10 protein-coding genes and 3 rRNA genes are annotated in these 17589 nt (G+C 67.0%); all 13 read left to right on the top strand.

Going from position 1 to position 17589, the window contains the following annotated elements; genetic code table 11:
• Window positions 1-154 precede the first annotated feature (154 nt).
• The 13 genes from tyrS to xerD all read left to right on the top strand — a co-directional run bounded on the left by tyrS (window position 155) and on the right by xerD (window position 17506).
• Entirely contained in the window at window positions 155-1459 is a 1305-nt protein-coding gene (gene tyrS / locus ACU4ZT_RS10420) for a tyrosine--tRNA ligase (protein WP_270981160.1), read from the top strand.
• Window positions 1460-2014: 555 nt separating this feature from the next.
• Window positions 2015-3535: ribosomal RNA gene (locus ACU4ZT_RS10415) — 16S ribosomal RNA — on the top strand.
• Between the two features lie 426 nt (window positions 3536-3961).
• Window positions 3962-7081, top strand: a 23S ribosomal RNA gene (locus ACU4ZT_RS10410).
• 116 nt (window positions 7082-7197) lie between these two features.
• Window positions 7198-7314 (top strand): 5S ribosomal RNA (rrf, locus tag ACU4ZT_RS10405).
• The 16S, 23S and 5S rRNA genes sit together here, the layout of an rRNA operon.
• 958 nt (window positions 7315-8272) lie before the next feature.
• A complete protein-coding gene (locus ACU4ZT_RS10400) occupies window positions 8273-9232 on the top strand; it encodes a tetratricopeptide repeat protein (protein ID WP_445337125.1) in 960 nt (319 codons plus the stop codon).
• Window positions 9222-10262 carry an HAD-IIA family hydrolase gene (locus ACU4ZT_RS10395; protein WP_445337124.1) on the top strand — a complete coding sequence of 347 codons (1041 nt, stop codon included), beginning with the start codon at window positions 9222-9224 and terminating at the stop codon, window positions 10260-10262. Before ACU4ZT_RS10400 ends, ACU4ZT_RS10395 begins: the two co-directional genes overlap by 11 nt.
• 9 nt (window positions 10263-10271) lie before the next feature.
• A complete protein-coding gene (locus tag ACU4ZT_RS10390) occupies window positions 10272-10526 on the top strand; it encodes a hypothetical protein (protein WP_445337123.1) in 255 nt (84 codons plus the stop codon).
• 34 nt (window positions 10527-10560) lie between these two features.
• The gene (locus tag ACU4ZT_RS10385; RefSeq protein WP_063072227.1) at window positions 10561-11358 is read left to right on the top strand and encodes a TlyA family RNA methyltransferase; all 798 of its coding nucleotides are present in this window, start codon (window positions 10561-10563) and stop codon (window positions 11356-11358) included.
• A 5-nt stretch (window positions 11359-11363) separates the two neighbouring features.
• Entirely contained in the window at window positions 11364-12281 is a 918-nt protein-coding gene (locus tag ACU4ZT_RS10380) for an NAD kinase (protein WP_445337122.1), read from the top strand.
• Window positions 12274-13989: a DNA repair protein RecN gene (recN, locus tag ACU4ZT_RS10375; RefSeq protein ID WP_445337121.1), complete on the top strand. Its 1716-nt coding sequence runs from the start codon at window positions 12274-12276 to the stop codon at window positions 13987-13989. Before ACU4ZT_RS10380 ends, recN begins: the two co-directional genes overlap by 8 nt.
• 126 nt (window positions 13990-14115) lie before the next feature.
• Complete coding sequence (locus tag ACU4ZT_RS10370) at window positions 14116-15855, top strand: CTP synthase (protein ID WP_270981889.1); 1740 nt, start codon at window positions 14116-14118, stop codon at window positions 15853-15855.
• Entirely contained in the window at window positions 15852-16523 is a 672-nt protein-coding gene (locus tag ACU4ZT_RS10365; protein ID WP_414747824.1) for an NUDIX domain-containing protein, read from the top strand. Before ACU4ZT_RS10370 ends, ACU4ZT_RS10365 begins: the two co-directional genes overlap by 4 nt.
• Window positions 16520-17506: a site-specific tyrosine recombinase XerD gene (gene xerD, locus ACU4ZT_RS10360; protein ID WP_445337120.1), complete on the top strand. Its 987-nt coding sequence runs from the start codon at window positions 16520-16522 to the stop codon at window positions 17504-17506. The genes ACU4ZT_RS10365 and xerD overlap by 4 nt, the downstream gene beginning before the upstream one ends.
• Window positions 17507-17589: the final 83 nt, after the last annotated feature.

Below are 17589 nucleotides of genomic sequence, written 5' to 3'. Positions count from 1 at the left end.
CCTCAGGGCCTGATGCTGTGGTCGGCCCATGACATGATCCTCCGGGCCGCCACCGACACCGCGCCACGTCCTCCACCGCCCGCCGCCGGACGGATCGCGTGGACGCGCGTCGCGGTCCCCGATCCGGACGCGACCCCGCTGATACCGTGGTCGAGTGCCTGACACCATCCCCTCCCACCTCTCCGCCCAGCGCAACGACCCGTCCTTCCCGGACGTGTGGGAGGAGATCGTCTGGCGGGGGTACGTGCAGGTCTCGACGGACCCGGAGGCGCTCCAGTCCCTCCTCACCGGGCCGTCCATCACGTACTACTGCGGATTCGATCCCACGGCGCCGAGCCTGCACCTCGGCAACCTCGTGCAGCTGCTGCTGATGCGCCGGCTGCAGCTGGCGGGCCACCGTCCGCTCGGTCTCGTGGGCGGGTCGACGGGCCTCATCGGCGACCCGAGGCCCACCGCGGAGCGCACGCTCAACTCGCCGGAGACGGTCGCCGACTGGGTGCGTCGCCTGCAGGCGCAGGTGTCCTGGTTCCTCAGCCCGGAGGGGGACAACGGCGTCCGCATCGTCAACAACCTGGACTGGACGGCGCCGCTCAGCGCCATCGACTTCCTCCGGGAGGTGGGCAAGCACTTCCGCGTGGGCACGATGCTCAAGAAGGACGCGGTGAGCGCGCGCCTGAACTCCGACGAGGGCATCAGCTACACCGAGTTCAGCTACCAGATCCTGCAGGGCTTCGACTACCGCGAGCTCTACCGCGCGCACGGGTGCGTGCTGCAGACCGGCGGCAGCGACCAGTGGGGCAACCTCACCAGCGGGACGGACCTCGTCCGCCGCAGTGAGCGGGCGACCGTGCACGCCATCGGCACCCCGCTCATCACGAACGCGGACGGCACGAAGTTCGGGAAGAGCGAGGGCAACGCCGTCTGGCTCGACCCCGAGCTCACGAGCCCGTACGCGTTCTACCAGTTCTGGCTCAACACGGAGGACGCTGACGTCATCCACCGGATCCGCGTGTTCACGTTCCTCGATCGTGCGCGCATCGAGGAGCTGGAGCGCGCCGTGGAGACCGAGCCGTTCCGGCGCGAGGCCCAGCGCGAGCTGGCGTGGGAGGTGACGACCCTGGTGCACGGTCAGGCCGCCACCGAGTCCGCCATCGCCGCGTCGCAGGCGTTGTTCGGCCAGGGGGAGCTCGGTGCGCTCGACGAGTCGACGCTGCGTGCGGCGCTGGGCGAGCTCCCCTCGGCCGACATCGCCGCCGGCACCACCGTCATCCAGGCCCTCGTCGACACCGGGCTCGTCTCGAGCGCGGGGGAGGCCCGGCGCGCGATCGCGCAGGGCGGGGTCTACGTGAACAACGTCGCCGTGGGCGACGCGGGAGCCGTCGTGGACGATCTCCTGCACGGCCGCTTCGCGGTGATCCGGCGGGGGAAGAAGACCCTGGCCGCGCTCACCGTGGGCTGAATGCCCGTGTGACCGGGCATTGTCGCCCACGGCCGCCGCGACACGCCCGGGATGCGGGTTGTTTTGCGGGGGTGGGGTGGTCCGCGTAATGTCTCCTCTTGTCGCCGGAACGGGCGGGAAGCGAAATGCTTCCGGAGCTGTTCTGGTGGGCTTGATCCTGGTGAAACAGAAGTTGCCGCGGCTTACGGGTTGCGTGTTTACCATCAACTGAGCTAGGGTCTGATTCTGCTTCCGACGTGAGTGCTGGGCCTTCTGGTCTGGATCACTCCCACGGGGAGCGGTGGAGTGTGAGCTCCGATGGCTGGCTGTGATGGTCGGTGTCGGGAGCGTCCGTTCCTTGAGAACTCAACAGCGTGCACAATGTCAAATGCCAAATACCCGTTGCGGGTGTCCTTCGGATGCTCGTTTCGGATTCCTTTGGAATACATTTAAACAAACAAGCAAGTCAGTAATGATTTGTTCTGTCGGTTTCAAACTTGCTGGTTCGTGTTCGATTCCCGTTCACGTCTGGCTTTAGATGTGCCGATCGCTTTCGGGTGGTCGTGCGTTTAAGCATTTATGGAGAGTTTGATCCTGGCTCAGGACGAACGCTGGCGGCGTGCTTAACACATGCAAGTCGAACGGTGATGTCAGAGCTTGCTCTGGCGGATCAGTGGCGAACGGGTGAGTAACACGTGAGTAACCTGCCCCCGACTCTGGGATAACTGCTAGAAATGGTAGCTAATACCGGATATGACGATTGGCCGCATGGTCTGGTCGTGGAAAGAATTTCGGTTGGGGATGGACTCGCGGCCTATCAGGTTGTTGGTGAGGTAATGGCTCACCAAGCCTACGACGGGTAGCCGGCCTGAGAGGGTGACCGGCCACACTGGGACTGAGACACGGCCCAGACTCCTACGGGAGGCAGCAGTGGGGAATATTGCACAATGGGCGAAAGCCTGATGCAGCAACGCCGCGTGAGGGATGACGGCCTTCGGGTTGTAAACCTCTTTTAGTAGGGAAGAAGCGAAAGTGACGGTACCTGCAGAAAAAGCACCGGCTAACTACGTGCCAGCAGCCGCGGTAATACGTAGGGTGCAAGCGTTGTCCGGAATTATTGGGCGTAAAGAGCTCGTAGGCGGTTTGTCGCGTCTGCTGTGAAATCCCGAGGCTCAACCTCGGGTCTGCAGTGGGTACGGGCAGACTAGAGTGCGGTAGGGGAGATTGGAATTCCTGGTGTAGCGGTGGAATGCGCAGATATCAGGAGGAACACCGATGGCGAAGGCAGATCTCTGGGCCGTAACTGACGCTGAGGAGCGAAAGCATGGGGAGCGAACAGGATTAGATACCCTGGTAGTCCATGCCGTAAACGTTGGGAACTAGATGTGGGGACCATTCCACGGTCTCCGTGTCGCAGCTAACGCATTAAGTTCCCCGCCTGGGGAGTACGGCCGCAAGGCTAAAACTCAAAGGAATTGACGGGGGCCCGCACAAGCGGCGGAGCATGCGGATTAATTCGATGCAACGCGAAGAACCTTACCAAGGCTTGACATATACCGGAAACATGCAGAGATGTGTGCCCCGCAAGGTCGGTATACAGGTGGTGCATGGTTGTCGTCAGCTCGTGTCGTGAGATGTTGGGTTAAGTCCCGCAACGAGCGCAACCCTCGTTCTATGTTGCCAGCACGTAATGGTGGGAACTCATAGGAGACTGCCGGGGTCAACTCGGAGGAAGGTGGGGATGACGTCAAATCATCATGCCCCTTATGTCTTGGGCTTCACGCATGCTACAATGGCCGGTACAAAGGGCTGCGATACCGCAAGGTGGAGCGAATCCCAAAAAGCCGGTCTCAGTTCGGATTGAGGTCTGCAACTCGACCTCATGAAGTCGGAGTCGCTAGTAATCGCAGATCAGCAACGCTGCGGTGAATACGTTCCCGGGCCTTGTACACACCGCCCGTCAAGTCATGAAAGTCGGTAACACCCGAAGCCAGTGGCCTAACCGCAAGGGAGGAGCTGTCGAAGGTGGGATCGGTGATTAGGACTAAGTCGTAACAAGGTAGCCGTACCGGAAGGTGCGGCTGGATCACCTCCTTTCTAAGGAGCATGTGCACCTCTCCTCTGTATACAGGGAGATCAATGGTGCCAAGTCACGCGTCAGGCGTATGTCCTGGTGGTGGCGCTCATGGGTGGAACATTGACATTGATGCCGGTTGATTCGTCGTGCTGCTAGTACGCCTCCTTGTGGGGTGGGAACGTGGTGTGGGGTGTCGAGGGCATGTTGCACGCTGTTGGGTCCTGAGGGACCGGGCCGCACCGTTTGGTGTGTCTGGTTTCTTGTCGGACCCTTTCCGTCGTCCCTGAGTGGATGGTGGTGGGGTACCGCCCGTATATTGAGAACTACACAGTGGACGCGAGCATCTTAGATTCACCGGTTTACCGGTGGATCACAAAGATCTATTTATAGATCATTGGTCAATTCTGTCTCCTCTAGGGGAGGCGAAACGATTCAATCTCATGTGATTTCAAGATTCTAAGAGCAAACGGTGGATGCCTTGGCATCTGGAGCCGAAGAAGGACGTATAAATCTGCGATAAGCCTCGGGGAGCTGATAATAGAGCTTTGATCCGAGGATCTCCGAATGGGGAAACCCCGCCAGGCCCTTTGGGTGACCTGGTGACTCCCGCCTGAATATATAGGGCGGGTAGAGGGAACGTGGGGAAGTGAAACATCTCAGTACCCACAGGAAGAGAAAGCAAAAGCGATTCCGTTAGTAGTGGCGAGCGAAACCGGAAGAGGCCAAACCGATCATGTGTGATATCCGGTAGGAGTTGCATGGTCGGGGTTGCGGGACTTTCCGTACAGTTCTACCGAGCTGTGAGGGCAATGAGCGCGATATAGACGAATGGTCTTGAAAGGCCAGTCATAGAGGGTGCGAACCCCGTAGTCGAAATGTCGTCGCCTGTCCGGAGAGTATCCCAAGTAGCACGGGGCCCGTGAAATCCCGTGTGAATCTGTCAGGACCACCTGATAAGCCTAAATACTCCCAGATGACCGATAGCGGACAAGTACCGTGAGGGAAAGGTGAAAAGTACCCCGGGAGGGGAGTGAAATAGTACCTGAAACCGTTTGCTTACAAACCGTTGGAGCACCCTTGTTGGTGTGACAGCGTGCCTTTTGAAGAATGAGCCTGCGAGTTAGTGATATGTGGCGAGGTTAACCCGTGAGGGGCAGCCGTAGCGAAAGCGAGTCTTAATAGGGCGTATGAGTCGCATGTTCTAGACCCGAAGCGAAGTGATCTATCCATGGCCAGGTTGAAGCGACGGTAAGACGTCGTGGAGGACCGAACCCACTTCAGTTGAAAATGGAGGGGATGAGCTGTGGATAGGGGTGAAAGGCCAATCAAACTTCGTGATAGCTGGTTCTCTCCGAAATGCATTTAGGTGCAGCGTTGCGTGTTTCTTGCCGGAGGTAGAGCTACTGGATGGACGATGGGCCCCAAAAGGTTACTGACTTCAGCCAAACTCCGAATGCCGGTAAGTGAGAGCGCAGCAGTGAGACGGTGGGGGATAAGCTTCATCGTCGAGAGGGAAACAACCCAGACCACCATCTAAGGTCCCTAAGCGCGTGCTAAGTGGGAAAGGATGTGGAGTTGCATAGACAACCAGGAGGTTGGCTTAGAAGCAGCCACCCTTGAAAGAGTGCGTAATAGCTCACTGGTCAAGTGATTCCGCGCCGACAATGTAACGGGGCTCAAGCACGCCACCGAAGTTGTGGCATTTATATTACAGGCAGGCCTTCGTGGTCCAGCCGTATGGATGGGTAGGAGAGCGTCGTGTGGCCAGCGAAGCGGCGGTGTGAACCAGCCGTGGAGGCCACACGAGTGAGAATGCAGGCATGAGTAGCGAAAGACGGGTGAGAAACCCGTCCTCCGAAAGACCAAGGGTTCCAGGGCCAGGCTAATCCGCCCTGGGTAAGTCGGGACCTAAGGCGAGGCCGACAGGCGTAGTCGATGGACAACGGGTTGATATTCCCGTACCGATGAAGAACCGCCCAAGACAATCCAGTAATGCTAAGTGTCTGAATCCTTGATTCGATCCCTTCGGGGTGACGGTCTTGGCCTAGCACACGACCCTACGCTGAGGCGTTTAGCGTATTAACAGGTGTGACGCAGGAAGGTAGCTGAGCCGGGCGATGGTTGTCCCGGTCTAAGGATGTAGGGCAGAAGATAGGCAAATCCGTCTTCTATGTAGCCTGAGACCCGATGGGTAGTCCTCACGGACGAAATCAGTGATCCTATGCTGCCGAGAAAAGCATCGACGCGAGGTTCCAATCGCCCGTACCCCAAACCGACTCAGGTGGTCAGGTAGAGAATACTAAGGAGATCGAGAGAATCGTGGTTAAGGAACTCGGCAAAATGCCCCCGTAACTTCGGGAGAAGGGGGGCCTGAGGCGTGTAGGGATTTACTCCTGAAGCGTTTGAAGGCCGCAGAGACCAGTGGGAAGCGACTGTTTACTAAAAACACAGGTCCGTGCTAAGTCGCAAGACGATGTATACGGACTGACGCCTGCCCGGTGCTGGAAGGTTAAGAGGAACGGTTAGCACGCAAGTGCGAAGCTGAGAATTTAAGCCCCAGTAAACGGCGGTGGTAACTATAACCATCCTAAGGTAGCGAAATTCCTTGTCGGGTAAGTTCCGACCTGCACGAATGGCGTAACGACTTCCCAGCTGTCTCAACCGCGAACTCGGCGAAATTGCACTACGAGTAAAGATGCTCGTTACGCGCAGCAGGACGGAAAGACCCCGTGACCTTTACTACAGCTTGGTATTGGTGTTCGGTGTGGCTTGTGTAGGATAGGTGGGAGACTGTGAAGCTCGGACGCTAGTTCGGGTGGAGTCATTGTTGAAATACCACTCTGGTCACTCTGGATATCTAACTTCGAACCGTAATCCGGTTCAGGGACAGTGCCTGGTGGGTAGTTTAACTGGGGCGGTTGCCTCCTAAAGAGTAACGGAGGCGCCCAAAGGTTCCCTCAACCTGGTTGGTAATCAGGTGTCGAGTGTAAGTGCACAAGGGAGCTTGACTGTGAGACTGACAAGTCGAGCAGGGACGAAAGTCGGGACTAGTGATCCGGCAGTGGCTTGTGGAAGCGCTGTCGCTCAACGGATAAAAGGTACCTCGGGGATAACAGGCTGATCTTGCCCAAGAGTCCATATCGACGGCATGGTTTGGCACCTCGATGTCGGCTCGTCGCATCCTGGGGCTGGAGTAGGTCCCAAGGGTTGGGCTGTTCGCCCATTAAAGCGGTACGCGAGCTGGGTTTAGAACGTCGTGAGACAGTTCGGTCCCTATCCGCTGCGCGCGTAGGAAATTTGAGAAGATCTATCCCTAGTACGAGAGGACCGGGATGGACGAACCTCTGGTGTGTCAGTTGTTCCGCCAGGAGCACCGCTGATTAGCTACGTTCGGAACGGATAACCGCTGAAAGCATCTAAGCGGGAAGCCGGCTTCGAGATGAGATTTCCATCCCTTTTAGGGTGAAGGCTCCCGGCTAGACTACCGGGTTGATAGGCAGGATGTGGAAGCGAGGACTAAAGACTCGTGGAGCTGACCTGTACTAATAAGCCGATATCTTGAAAACACTTTGCTTGCGTCCACTATGTGGTTCCCGATATACGGTCGGGTATCAATTGAACAACCAGCTTGACTGGTCGATTCATCACAGATTTCATGCCCTGAGGGGTGTGTATGAGGTGTTTCGGCGGCCATAGCGAGAGGGAAACGCCCGGTCACATTCCGAACCCGGAAGCTAAGACTCTCAGCGCCGATGGTACTGCAGGGGGGACCCTGTGGGAGAGTAGGACACCGCCGGACTTAACTTGAGTAAACGGGGAGGCCCGTCGCATTCGTGCGGCGGGCCTTCTCGCGTTAACGGGCACGGCGGACACCGTTGTCATGGACGATCACGCGGCGGGCATCGAGACGGGCGTGCGCGGCGCCGACGAGAATCGGCGGCAGGAGCCCCGTCTCGACCGAGGAGACGTGCGCTGTACCGATCCGATCCGATCCGATCCGATCCAATCCAATCCAATCCAATCCGATCCAATCCGGTCCGGTCCGAACCGCGCTGGACCTCCGCGCTGGGCCGTCCCGAGGGACCGGCTAACCTGGACCAGGACTCGAGCACGACCCACAACACCACAGACATCATCTGGCCCGCGCGGCCGACAGGAGCACAGTGAGCGACTCTTCCGATCGAGACAGCCGGCCCGAGGGCCAGGACCGCGGATCGTCGCACTCGGCGCGCGGCCGGGACGGTCAGAAGCCGCCGTATGATCGCGGATCCTCGGGTGCTCCTCGAGGTCCGCGGGATGCCGGGCGTGGGTCCGGTGCGCCTGGAGCGGGCGCGGGTCGTCCGGCGCGTGGCGGTGACCGGAAGCCCTGGTCGAAGGACGCGCCTGCGGGTGGTCGTCCGCGTGACGCAGAGCGCAAGCCCTGGTCGAAGGATGCGCCTGCGGGTGGTCGTCCGCGTGACGCAGAGCGCAAGCCGTGGTCGAAGGACGCGCCCGCGGGTGGTCGTCCGGTGCGTGACGGGGACCGGAAGCCGTGGTCGAAGGACGCGCCTGCGGGTGGTCGTCCGGCGCGTGACGGGGAGCGGAAGCCGTGGTCGAAGGACGCCCCCCGGGGCGGGGACCGTGGGGGTGCACGCCCTCCTCGCGACGGCGACAAGCTCTGGACGCGCGACGGTCGTCCGGCTTGCAACGATCGCGATGCCCCGCGGTACGAGGAGGCGCTCACCGAGGAGCAGCTCCGCGCCCGCGAGCTGCGGTCCGTGCGTCCCCGTCATGAGGACCCGGAGATCCCGGAGGACGTGAAGCCCGGCGACCTGGATCGGGTCGCCCGCAACGAGCTCAAGACCTTGAGCAAGGACAACGCCGAGGGTGTTGCGCAGCACCTGGTGATGGCCGCTCGCCTCATCGAGGAGGACCCCGAGCTGGCCCACCGTCATGCGATCTCCGCGGCTCGACGTGCGGGCCGCATCGCCGTGGTCCGCGAGTCGCTGGCCATCACCGCGTACGCCGTGGGGGACTACGCGCTGGCGCTCCGGGAGCTGCGGACGTACCGCCGCATCTCCGGGAAGGACGATCAGCTGGCCCTGATGGTCGACAGCGAGCGGGGGCAGGGGCGCCCCGACAAGGCCCTCGAGCTCGGCCGGTCGGTGCCGAAGGAGACGCTGCCGGCGGCGGAGCAGGTGGCGCTCGCGATCGCGATGTCCGGTGCTCGGCTCGACCTGGGCCAGACGGAGGCCGCGCTCGACGAGCTGTCGATCTCCCAGCTCAACCGCGACGTGGCGTATTCCTACAGCGCCGACCTGTTCCACGCGTACGCGGAGGTGCTGGAGGAGCTGGGCCGATCCGGCGAGGCGGACGAGTGGCGTCGCCGGGCGGACGCGGCCGAGGCGGCCTTCGCGGATCCGGACGAGGGATGGGACGACACGGTGGAGGTGGTCGAGGAGGACCTCGTCGTCGACGACGTGGATGACGACGACCTCGACGACGACGCCGGAGCCGACCCGGACGAGGCGGACGGACGCGTCGTGGGCGATGCGACGCACGCGGACGTCGACCCTGTGCCCGTCCCGCCCAGCGAGGACGGGGACGACGACGACATCGCTGTCGACGTGGACGCCGAGATCGCCGCGGATGCCGACGGCGGGGTCGGAGGGGCCGACGCGCGGGCCGACGCCGAGCCCGAGCCCGAGCCGGCGGAGGGCGACCGCGATGTTCGCTAGGGCCGCCCGAGGGAGCACCCCGCTCGACGGCGTCGACGTGATCCTCGCCGACCTCGACGGGGTCGTGTACGCAGGGCCCGACAGCATCCCGCACGCCATCGATGCGCTGAACCGCGCGGCGGAGACGGGGCTGCGGCTCGGCTACATCACCAACAACGCGTCTAGGACCGACGCCTCCGTCGCGGAGCACCTGAGCTCGCTCGGGCTGACCGTGGCGGCCGAGGACGTCGTCACGTCGCCGCAGGCCGCCCTCCGACTGCTCGCGGACCGCGTGCCGGCCGGATCCACGGTGCTCGTCGTCGGCGGCGAGGGCCTCGTCCACGAGCTCGAGAAGGCCGGGTACGTCGTCACCCGCTCGGTCGAGGACCGGCCGGCGGCCGTCGTCCAGGGCTTCGCGCCGGAGGTCGGCTGGACCCAGCTGGCCGAGGCGGCCTTCGCCCTCGCGGACCCCGACGTCGTCTGGGTCGCGACCAACACCGACTGGACCATCCCCGTCGCCCGCGGCATCGCGCCCGGCAACGGCACGCTCGTCTCCGCCGTCCACACGGCCGTGGGGCGCCTGCCGGTGGTGGCGGGCAAGCCGGAGACGCCCATCTTCGATGAGGCCCGCGAGCGCTTCGGCGCTACGCGTCCGGTGTTCCTCGGTGACCGGCTCGACACGGACATCCTCGGCGCCATGCGCGCGGGCATGGCCTCCGTGCACGTGCTGACAGGGATCGACCGGGCCAAGCAGCTGCTCGCGGCGGAGGAGGACCAGCGGCCCACCTTCATCCTCGAGCACCTCGGCCAGCTGCACGAGCCCTACCCGGAGACGCGGTTCTCCGGGCAGGGGAGCGTGGCGACGGTCGGGAGGGCGTCCGTCCGGATCGTCGGCGACCGGGTCGAGGTCGTCAAGGACGGCGGCTCCACCATCGACACGCTGCGTGCGGCATGCGCGGTCATCTGGAACTCCGGACGGCCCATCTACGGGCTCGACGTGCCTGAGTCGCTGTACGTCGCGGCGGGCGCCACGGGCGCCGGCCGGGCGTAGCGTGGCGGGGTGAGCGACGAGGCGGGCATCCGCGGATCGGGTGACGGGGTGGCCGACACGGCGGATGCCGTGGGCGCCGTCGACGGGCCGTCGGCCGCTGCCGAGGGCGGCGCCGGCGACGCGGACGTCGCCGAGGAGCTGGTCTCCCGGCTCGAGCTGATCGAGGGGCAGCCCCTGGGGGAGCGCGCCGCGTCCTTCGCCCTCCTCCACGACGAACTGCGCGCGCGGCTCGAGGGCGGCGACGGGGCGTCGTCGCGTGGCTGACGCGACGGACGACCCCTCCTCCTCCGGCGGGGACATGCGGCTCGATGCCGCCCTGCCCGCGCTCGGGCTCGCCCGGTCGCGGACGCACGCCGCCCGGCTCATCGCCGACGGACTCGTCACGGTCGACGGGCGCGGCGTGGTGAAGCCGTCGTTCCGCGTGGTCCCGGGATCCGCCGTCGCCGTCGAGGGGACCGACGCCTACGTCAGCCGCGGCGCCCACAAGCTCGTCGGCGCGCTCGACGCGTTCCCCGGCGTGCGGGTCGAGGGGCGCCGGGCGCTCGACGTGGGCGCGTCCACCGGCGGCTTCACGCAGGTGCTCCTGGAGCGCGGGGCCCGGCGGGTGGTCGCGCTCGACGTGGGCCACGGCCAGCTGGATCCGCTCATCCGCGAGGACCCGCGCGTCGACGTGGTGGAGGGCTTCAACGTGCGGGACCTCACGCCGGAGTCGCTCGCGGCCGCGACCGGAGGCGGGGTCGAGGCGCCGGAGCTGGTCGTCGGCGACCTGTCCTTCATCTCGCTCGGGCTCGTCCTGCCCGCGCTCGCCCGCACGGCCTCGCCCGACGCCGACCTCGTGCTGCTCGTCAAGCCGCAATTCGAGGTGGGGCGCACCGGGATCCGCGAGGGCATCGTGCACGCCCCGGGGCTGCGCGACGACGCGGTGATGCGCGTGCTCTGGGCCGCATGGGACCTGGGCCTCGGCACGGCCGGCCTCGTCTCCTCCCCCATCGTGGGAGGCGCCGGGAACCACGAGTACCTGGCCTGGTTCAGCGGTCGCGCGGGGAGCAATCCGACACAATGGAGATCGACGTCGAACGAGATCACAGGAGCGTGAGCGAAGTGGCTGGACCCGCGAGGCACATCCTGGTCGTGTCCCACACGGGACGGCGCGACTCCATCGACGCGGCGCTCAGCGTGTGCGCGCAGCTGGCCGAAGCCGACGTGCGCATCGTGCTCACGGCCGAGGAGAAGGCCGACATCCTGCCGTTCGCGCCCGAGATGGCGGGCGTCGCGGTGCTCGGCGAGCACGTGCAGACGGCCGACCTCGAGATCGTCATCGTGCTCGGCGGCGACGGCACCATCCTCCGCTCGGCCGAGCTCGTGCGCGGCACCTCCGTGCCGCTGCTCGGCGTCAACCTCGGGCACGTCGGCTTCCTCGCCGAGAGCGAGCGGGAGGACCTCACGGCCACCGTCCGCCGCGTGCTCGACCGCGACTACACGGTCGAGGAGCGGATGACGCTCGACGTCACGCTCCAGGTCGGCGCCGACATCGTCTACCGCACCTGGGCGCTCAACGAGGCGACCGTCGAGAAGGCCAGCCGCGAGCGGATGCTCGAGGTGGTGGTCGAGATCGACGGACGGCCGCTCGCGTCCTACGGCTGCGACGGGATGGTCGTCTCGACGCCCACCGGATCCACGGCGTACGCGTTCTCGGCCGGCGGCCCCATCGTGTGGCCGAGCCTCGAGGCCATGCTCGTCGTGCCGCTCAGCCCGCACACGCTCTTCGCGCGGTCGCTCGTCGTGGGGCCGGAGTCCACGGTCGCCGTCGAGGTTCTCAGCCGCACCTCCGGGTCCGGCGTTCTCTGGTGCGACGGCCGGCGCACGCGCGACATGCCGCCCGGCGCCCGCGTCGAGGCCCGGCGGTCCACCATCCCCGTGCGCCTCGCGCGCCTCAAGCAGTCGCCGTTCACCGACCGCCTCGTGAACAAGTTCGAGCTGCCGGTCACCGGCTGGAGGGGGCCCGTCGACCGTGATTGAGGAGATCACCATCCGCGACCTCGGGGTGATCGGCCAGGCCACGCTGCCGCTCGGGCCGGGCTTCACGGCCGTCACCGGCGAGACCGGCGCGGGCAAGACCATGGTCGTCACCGCCCTCGGGCTGCTGCTCGGCGCGCGCGCCGACTCCGGCGCCGTGCGGCAGGGGAGCGAGAAGGCGGTCGTGGAGGGGCGCTGGATCATCGCGGCCGACGGGCCCGTGCCGGATCGCGTCCGCGACGCCGGGGGAGACGTCGACCCGTTCGGGGACGGCACGCGGGGCGAGCTCATCGTCACGCGGCAGCTGTCGTCCGAGGGGCGCAGCCGCGCAGCGGTCGGGGGCCGGGGCGCGCCCGCGGCGCTGCTCACGGAGATCGGCGAGCAGCTCGTCGTCGTGCACGGGCAGTCCGATCAGATGCGGCTGCGGTCGTCCACGGCGCAGCGTCAGGCGCTCGACCGGTTCGCCGGATCCGCGCTCGCGCCCGTGCTCGGCGAGTACCAGGACGTGTTCCGCCGCTGGCAGGCCGCCCGCGCCGAGCTCGACCGGCTCGTCACCGAGCAGGACGCCCGCACGCGCGAGGCCGAGGAGCTGCGCGCCGCCATCGACGCGATCGAGGCGGTGGCGCCCCAGCCCGGCGAGGACGAGGAGCTGCGCGAGCGCATCGACCGCCTCACGAACCTGGAGGACCTGCGGGCCGCCGCGTCCGCCGCGCACGAGCTCATGTCGGCCGAGGACGCGTCCGGCGAGATGGCCGACGCGGCCTCCGTCCTCGACACCGCGCACCGCCGGCTCGACCGGGTCGCGGCGCACGACCCGGGCCTCGCGGAGATCATCGAGTCGCTCGAGAGCGCGCGGATCCTCGTCTCCGAGATCGCGGTGCAGCTCTCGGGCTACCTCGCGGGGCTCGACGCCGACGGCGCGCGCGAGCTCGAGTCGCTGCAGGACCGCCGCGCCGAGCTCGCGGCCCTCACGCGCGTGCATGGGCCCACCGTGGAGGACGCGCTCGCGTTCCTCGACACGGGCAGCGCGCGGCTCCTGGAGCTCGACGGCGACACCGACCGGATCGACCTGCTGCGCGTCGAGGTGGAGCGCGACGAGCAGCTCGTCGGCGAGCTGGGCGCCCGTGTGACCGCCGTCCGCGAGGAGTCCGGCGCGCGTCTGGCCGAGGCCGTCACCGCGGAGCTCGGGGCGCTCGCGATGGCCGACGCGTCGCTCGACGTGCGCGTGAGCCCGCGGGAGGAGCCTGCGCTGTCGGGAGCCGACCGTGTGGAGATCCTGCTGCGGCCCCATGCCGGCGCGGAGGCGCGGCCGCTCGGGCGCGGGGCGTCCGGCGGGGAGCTGTCGCGCGTCATGCTCGCCATCGAGGTCGTCGTCGCCGGCGACGATCCCGTGCCGACCTTCGTGTTCGACGAGGTCGACGCGGGCGTGGGTGGCGCGGCCGCCATCGAGATCGGTCGGCGGCTCGCGCGCCTGGCGGAGCGCGCGCAGGTCATCGTCGTCACGCACCTGGCGCAGGTCGCGGCGTTCTCCACGAACCACCTGCGCGTCGTCAAGGGCGGCGACGGCCAGGTCACCGCGTCCAGCGTCACGCAGCTCGAGGGCGACGCGCGGATCCAGGAGATGGCGCGCCTCCTCTCGGGCCTGCCCGACAGCGAGAGCGGGCTGGCGCATGCGCGCGAGCTCGTGGAGACCGCGGCCGCGCTCCGCTGATCCATCGCTCCTGCCGCTCCCGAAGGCGAGCATCACGCGGACCGGGGCCTGGCATCCGGCGACACGGACGAGGCCGGCGCGTCGCGGCTGTCGCGGCGCGCCGGAATCCACGTAGGATGGAAGCCCGTGGCGGACATCGAAACAACGGACACGGACTCGAGCACGACGGACAGCACGACCAGCACGGCAGGCGGCAGGATCACCCGGCACATCTTCGTGACCGGCGGCGTCGTCTCCTCGCTCGGCAAGGGCCTCACGGCGGCCAGCCTGGGCAACCTCCTCACGGCGCGCGGCGTGCGCGTCGTCATGCAGAAGCTGGATCCCTACCTCAACGTGGATCCGGGCACCATGAACCCCTTCCAGCACGGCGAGGTCTTCGTGACCGACGACGGCGCGGAGACCGACCTCGACATCGGGCACTACGAGCGGTTCCTCGACATCGAGCTGGACCAGGCGGCCAACGTGACCACCGGCCAGATCTACTCGGAGGTCATCGCGAAGGAGCGCCGCGGCGAGTACCTCGGCGACACCGTGCAGGTCATCCCGCACATCACCGACGAGATCAAGCGCCGCATGCGCCTGCAGTCCACGGACGAGCCGCAGCCCGACGTGATCATCACCGAGATCGGCGGCACGGTCGGCGACATCGAGAGCCAGCCGTTCATCGAGGCGGCGCGCCAGGTGCGCCACGAGCTCGGCCGGAACAACGTCTTCTTCGTGCACGTCTCGCTCGTGCCGTACATGGGCGCGTCGGGCGAGCAGAAGACCAAGCCCACGCAGCACTCGGTGGCGGCGCTGCGCTCCATCGGGATCCAGCCGGATGCGCTCGTGCTCCGCAGCGACCGGCCCGTCTCCGACTCGAACAAGAAGAAGATCGCGCTGATGTGCGACGTGGACGAGCAGGCCGTCGTGAACGCGGTGGACGTGCCGAGCATCTACGACATCCCCGAGATGCTGCACGGGCAGGGCCTCGACAGCTACATCATCGAGCACCTCGGGCTGCCGGCCGCGGACGCGGTCGACTGGTCCGGCTGGAGCGACCTGCTCGACGCCGTGCACGACCCGAAGCACGAGGTCACGATCGGCCTCGTCGGCAAGTACATCGACCTGCCCGACGCGTACCTCTCCGTGACCGAGGCGCTGCGCGCCGGCGGCTTCGCCCACTCGGCGCGCGTGAAGCTGCGCTGGGTCGCGTCCGACGAGTGCGAGACGCCCGAGGGCGCCGCCAGGAAGCTGGGCGACCTCGACGCGCTGTGTGTGCCGGGCGGCTTCGGCATCCGCGGCATCGAGGGCAAGCTCGGCGCGCTGAAGTTCGCGCGCGACAACATGATCCCGGTGCTCGGCCTCTGCCTCGGCCTCCAGTGCATGGTCATCGAGTACGCGCGGAACGAGGCGGGCCTCGCGGGCGCGTCCTCGAGCGAGTTCGACCCCGAGAGCGAGTTCCCGGTCGTCGCGACGATGGCCGAGCAGGTCGACATCATCGCGGGCGGCGACCTCGGCGGCACCATGCGCCTGGGCCTGTACGAGGCGACGCTCGTCGAGGGCTCCCTCGCGGCCGAGCTGTACGGCGCGCCCGTCTCGCACGAGCGCCACCGCCACCGCTACGAGGTCAACAACCAGTTCCGCGAGCGCATCCAGGACGCCGGCCTCGTGTTCTCGGGCACCTCGCCCGACGGCACGCTCGTCGAGTACGTGGAGCTGCCGCGCGAGGTGCACCCGTTCTACATCGGCACGCAGGCGCACCCGGAGCTCCGGTCGCGTCCGAACCGCGCGCACCCGCTGTTCGCGGGCCTCGTCCGCGCGGCCCTCGACCGCCAGGCGGCCAGCACGCTGTTCGCCGAGGACGACGCCGAGGCCGTCGCGTGACGGACGCCGTCACCGGATCCGCGGACGCCGAGCTGCACGACGACCCGGCCGCGTTCCCGATCACGTCGAGCGAGCGGGTGTTCGCGGGCATGGTCTGGGACGTCCGGCGCGAGACGTTCCGGTACGGCGACGCCGAGATCACGCGGGAGTTCGTCGACCACACGGGCGCCGTCGCGGTGCTCGCCATCGACGACGAGGACCGCGTGCTCCTCATCAAGCAGTACCGGCACCCCGTGCGCATGCGCGAGTGGGAGATCCCGGCCGGGCTCCTCGACGTCACCGACGAGCCGCCGCTGGAGGCCGTGCAGCGCGAGCTCGCGGAGGAGGCCGACCTCGAGGCGGCCGAGTGGAGCGTGCTCGCCGAGTTCCTCACGACGCCCGGCGGCAGCGACGAGGCGATCCGCATCTACCTCGCCCGCGGCCTCACGGCCACGGCGGAGGCGTTCGCGCGCACCGACGAGGAGGCCGACATCGAGAAGCGCTGGGTGGACCTCGACGAGGTCGTCACCGCGGTGCTCGAGCGGCGGATCCAGAACCCCTCGACCGTGATCGCGGTGCTGCAAGCGCACGTCGCCCGCTCACGCGGCTGGGCGACGCTCGGCCCCGCCGACGCGCCCTGGCCCCGGCACCCGAAGCTGCGCGACGGCGGGACCGCGCCCGCCTCGTGACGGACGCGGCCGACGCACCGGCAGGAGCGGCGCCCGACGCCGCCCCCGAGGTCCCGGTCGCGCTCCGGCGCGCGGTCGACCGCTGGCTCCGGCACGTGGAGGTGGAGCGCGGGCTCTCGCTCAACACGATCCAGGCCTACCGCCGCGACCTCGCCCGCTACACGGCGCATCTCGCCGCGGAGGGCGTGGGGGATCCGGCCGACGCGACGCCCGCGCACGTCACCGGCTTCGCGCAGCGCGTGCGCGACCCCGCGCGCGGCGGCCTCACGGCGTCGTCGCTCGCGCGCATGCTCTCCAGCGTCCGGTCGTTCCACCGCTTCCTCCTGGAGGAGGGGCTCGTCCCGGTCGACGTGTCCGCCGACGCGAAGCCGCCGAAGCTGCCGAGCCGTCTGCCGAAGGCGGTGTCGATCGAGACGATGGCGCGGATCCTCGAGGCGACCGACGGCGACGACCCGCTCCGCGTGCGCGACAAGGCGCTGCTCGAGCTGCTGTACGCGACGGGCGCGCGCGTGAGCGAGATCACCGCGCTCACGGTCGACGACGTGCTCGGCCCCGACGGCGCGGCCGACGAGCTGGTGCGCGTGCTCGGCAAGGGCGGCAAGCAGCGGATCGTGCCCGTCGGGTCGTTCGCGCGGCGGGCCGTCGACGCCTACCTCGTGCGCGTCCGCCCGATCCTCGCCGCGCGCGGCACCGCGACGCCCGCGCTCTTCTTGGGGCTGCGCGGCCACGCCCTCTCGCGGCAGAACGCCTGGCTCGTGATCAAGGCCGCCGCCGAGCGCGCCGGCGTCACGGAGGAGATCTCCCCGCACACGTTCCGCCATTCGTTCGCGACGCACCTCCTCGCGGGCGGCGCCGACGTGCGCGTGGTGCAGGAGCTGCTCGGCCACTCGTCGGTCGCGACCACGCAGATCTACACGCGCGTGACCGTCGACACCCTGCGCGACGTCTACACGACCGCGCACCCGCGTGCCCGCCGGGCGTGAGCGACCCTCCCCGGTAGACTCGCAGGATCCGGCGGACGGCGTCGGAGGAGCGGCAGGAAGAGACCCACGTGACGCGCAAGCCA

This window comes from Clavibacter davisi (assembly GCF_052751415.1).
Note: the sequence above shows the minus strand (reverse complement) of the source record. Positions and strands in the feature narration are given on the sequence as shown.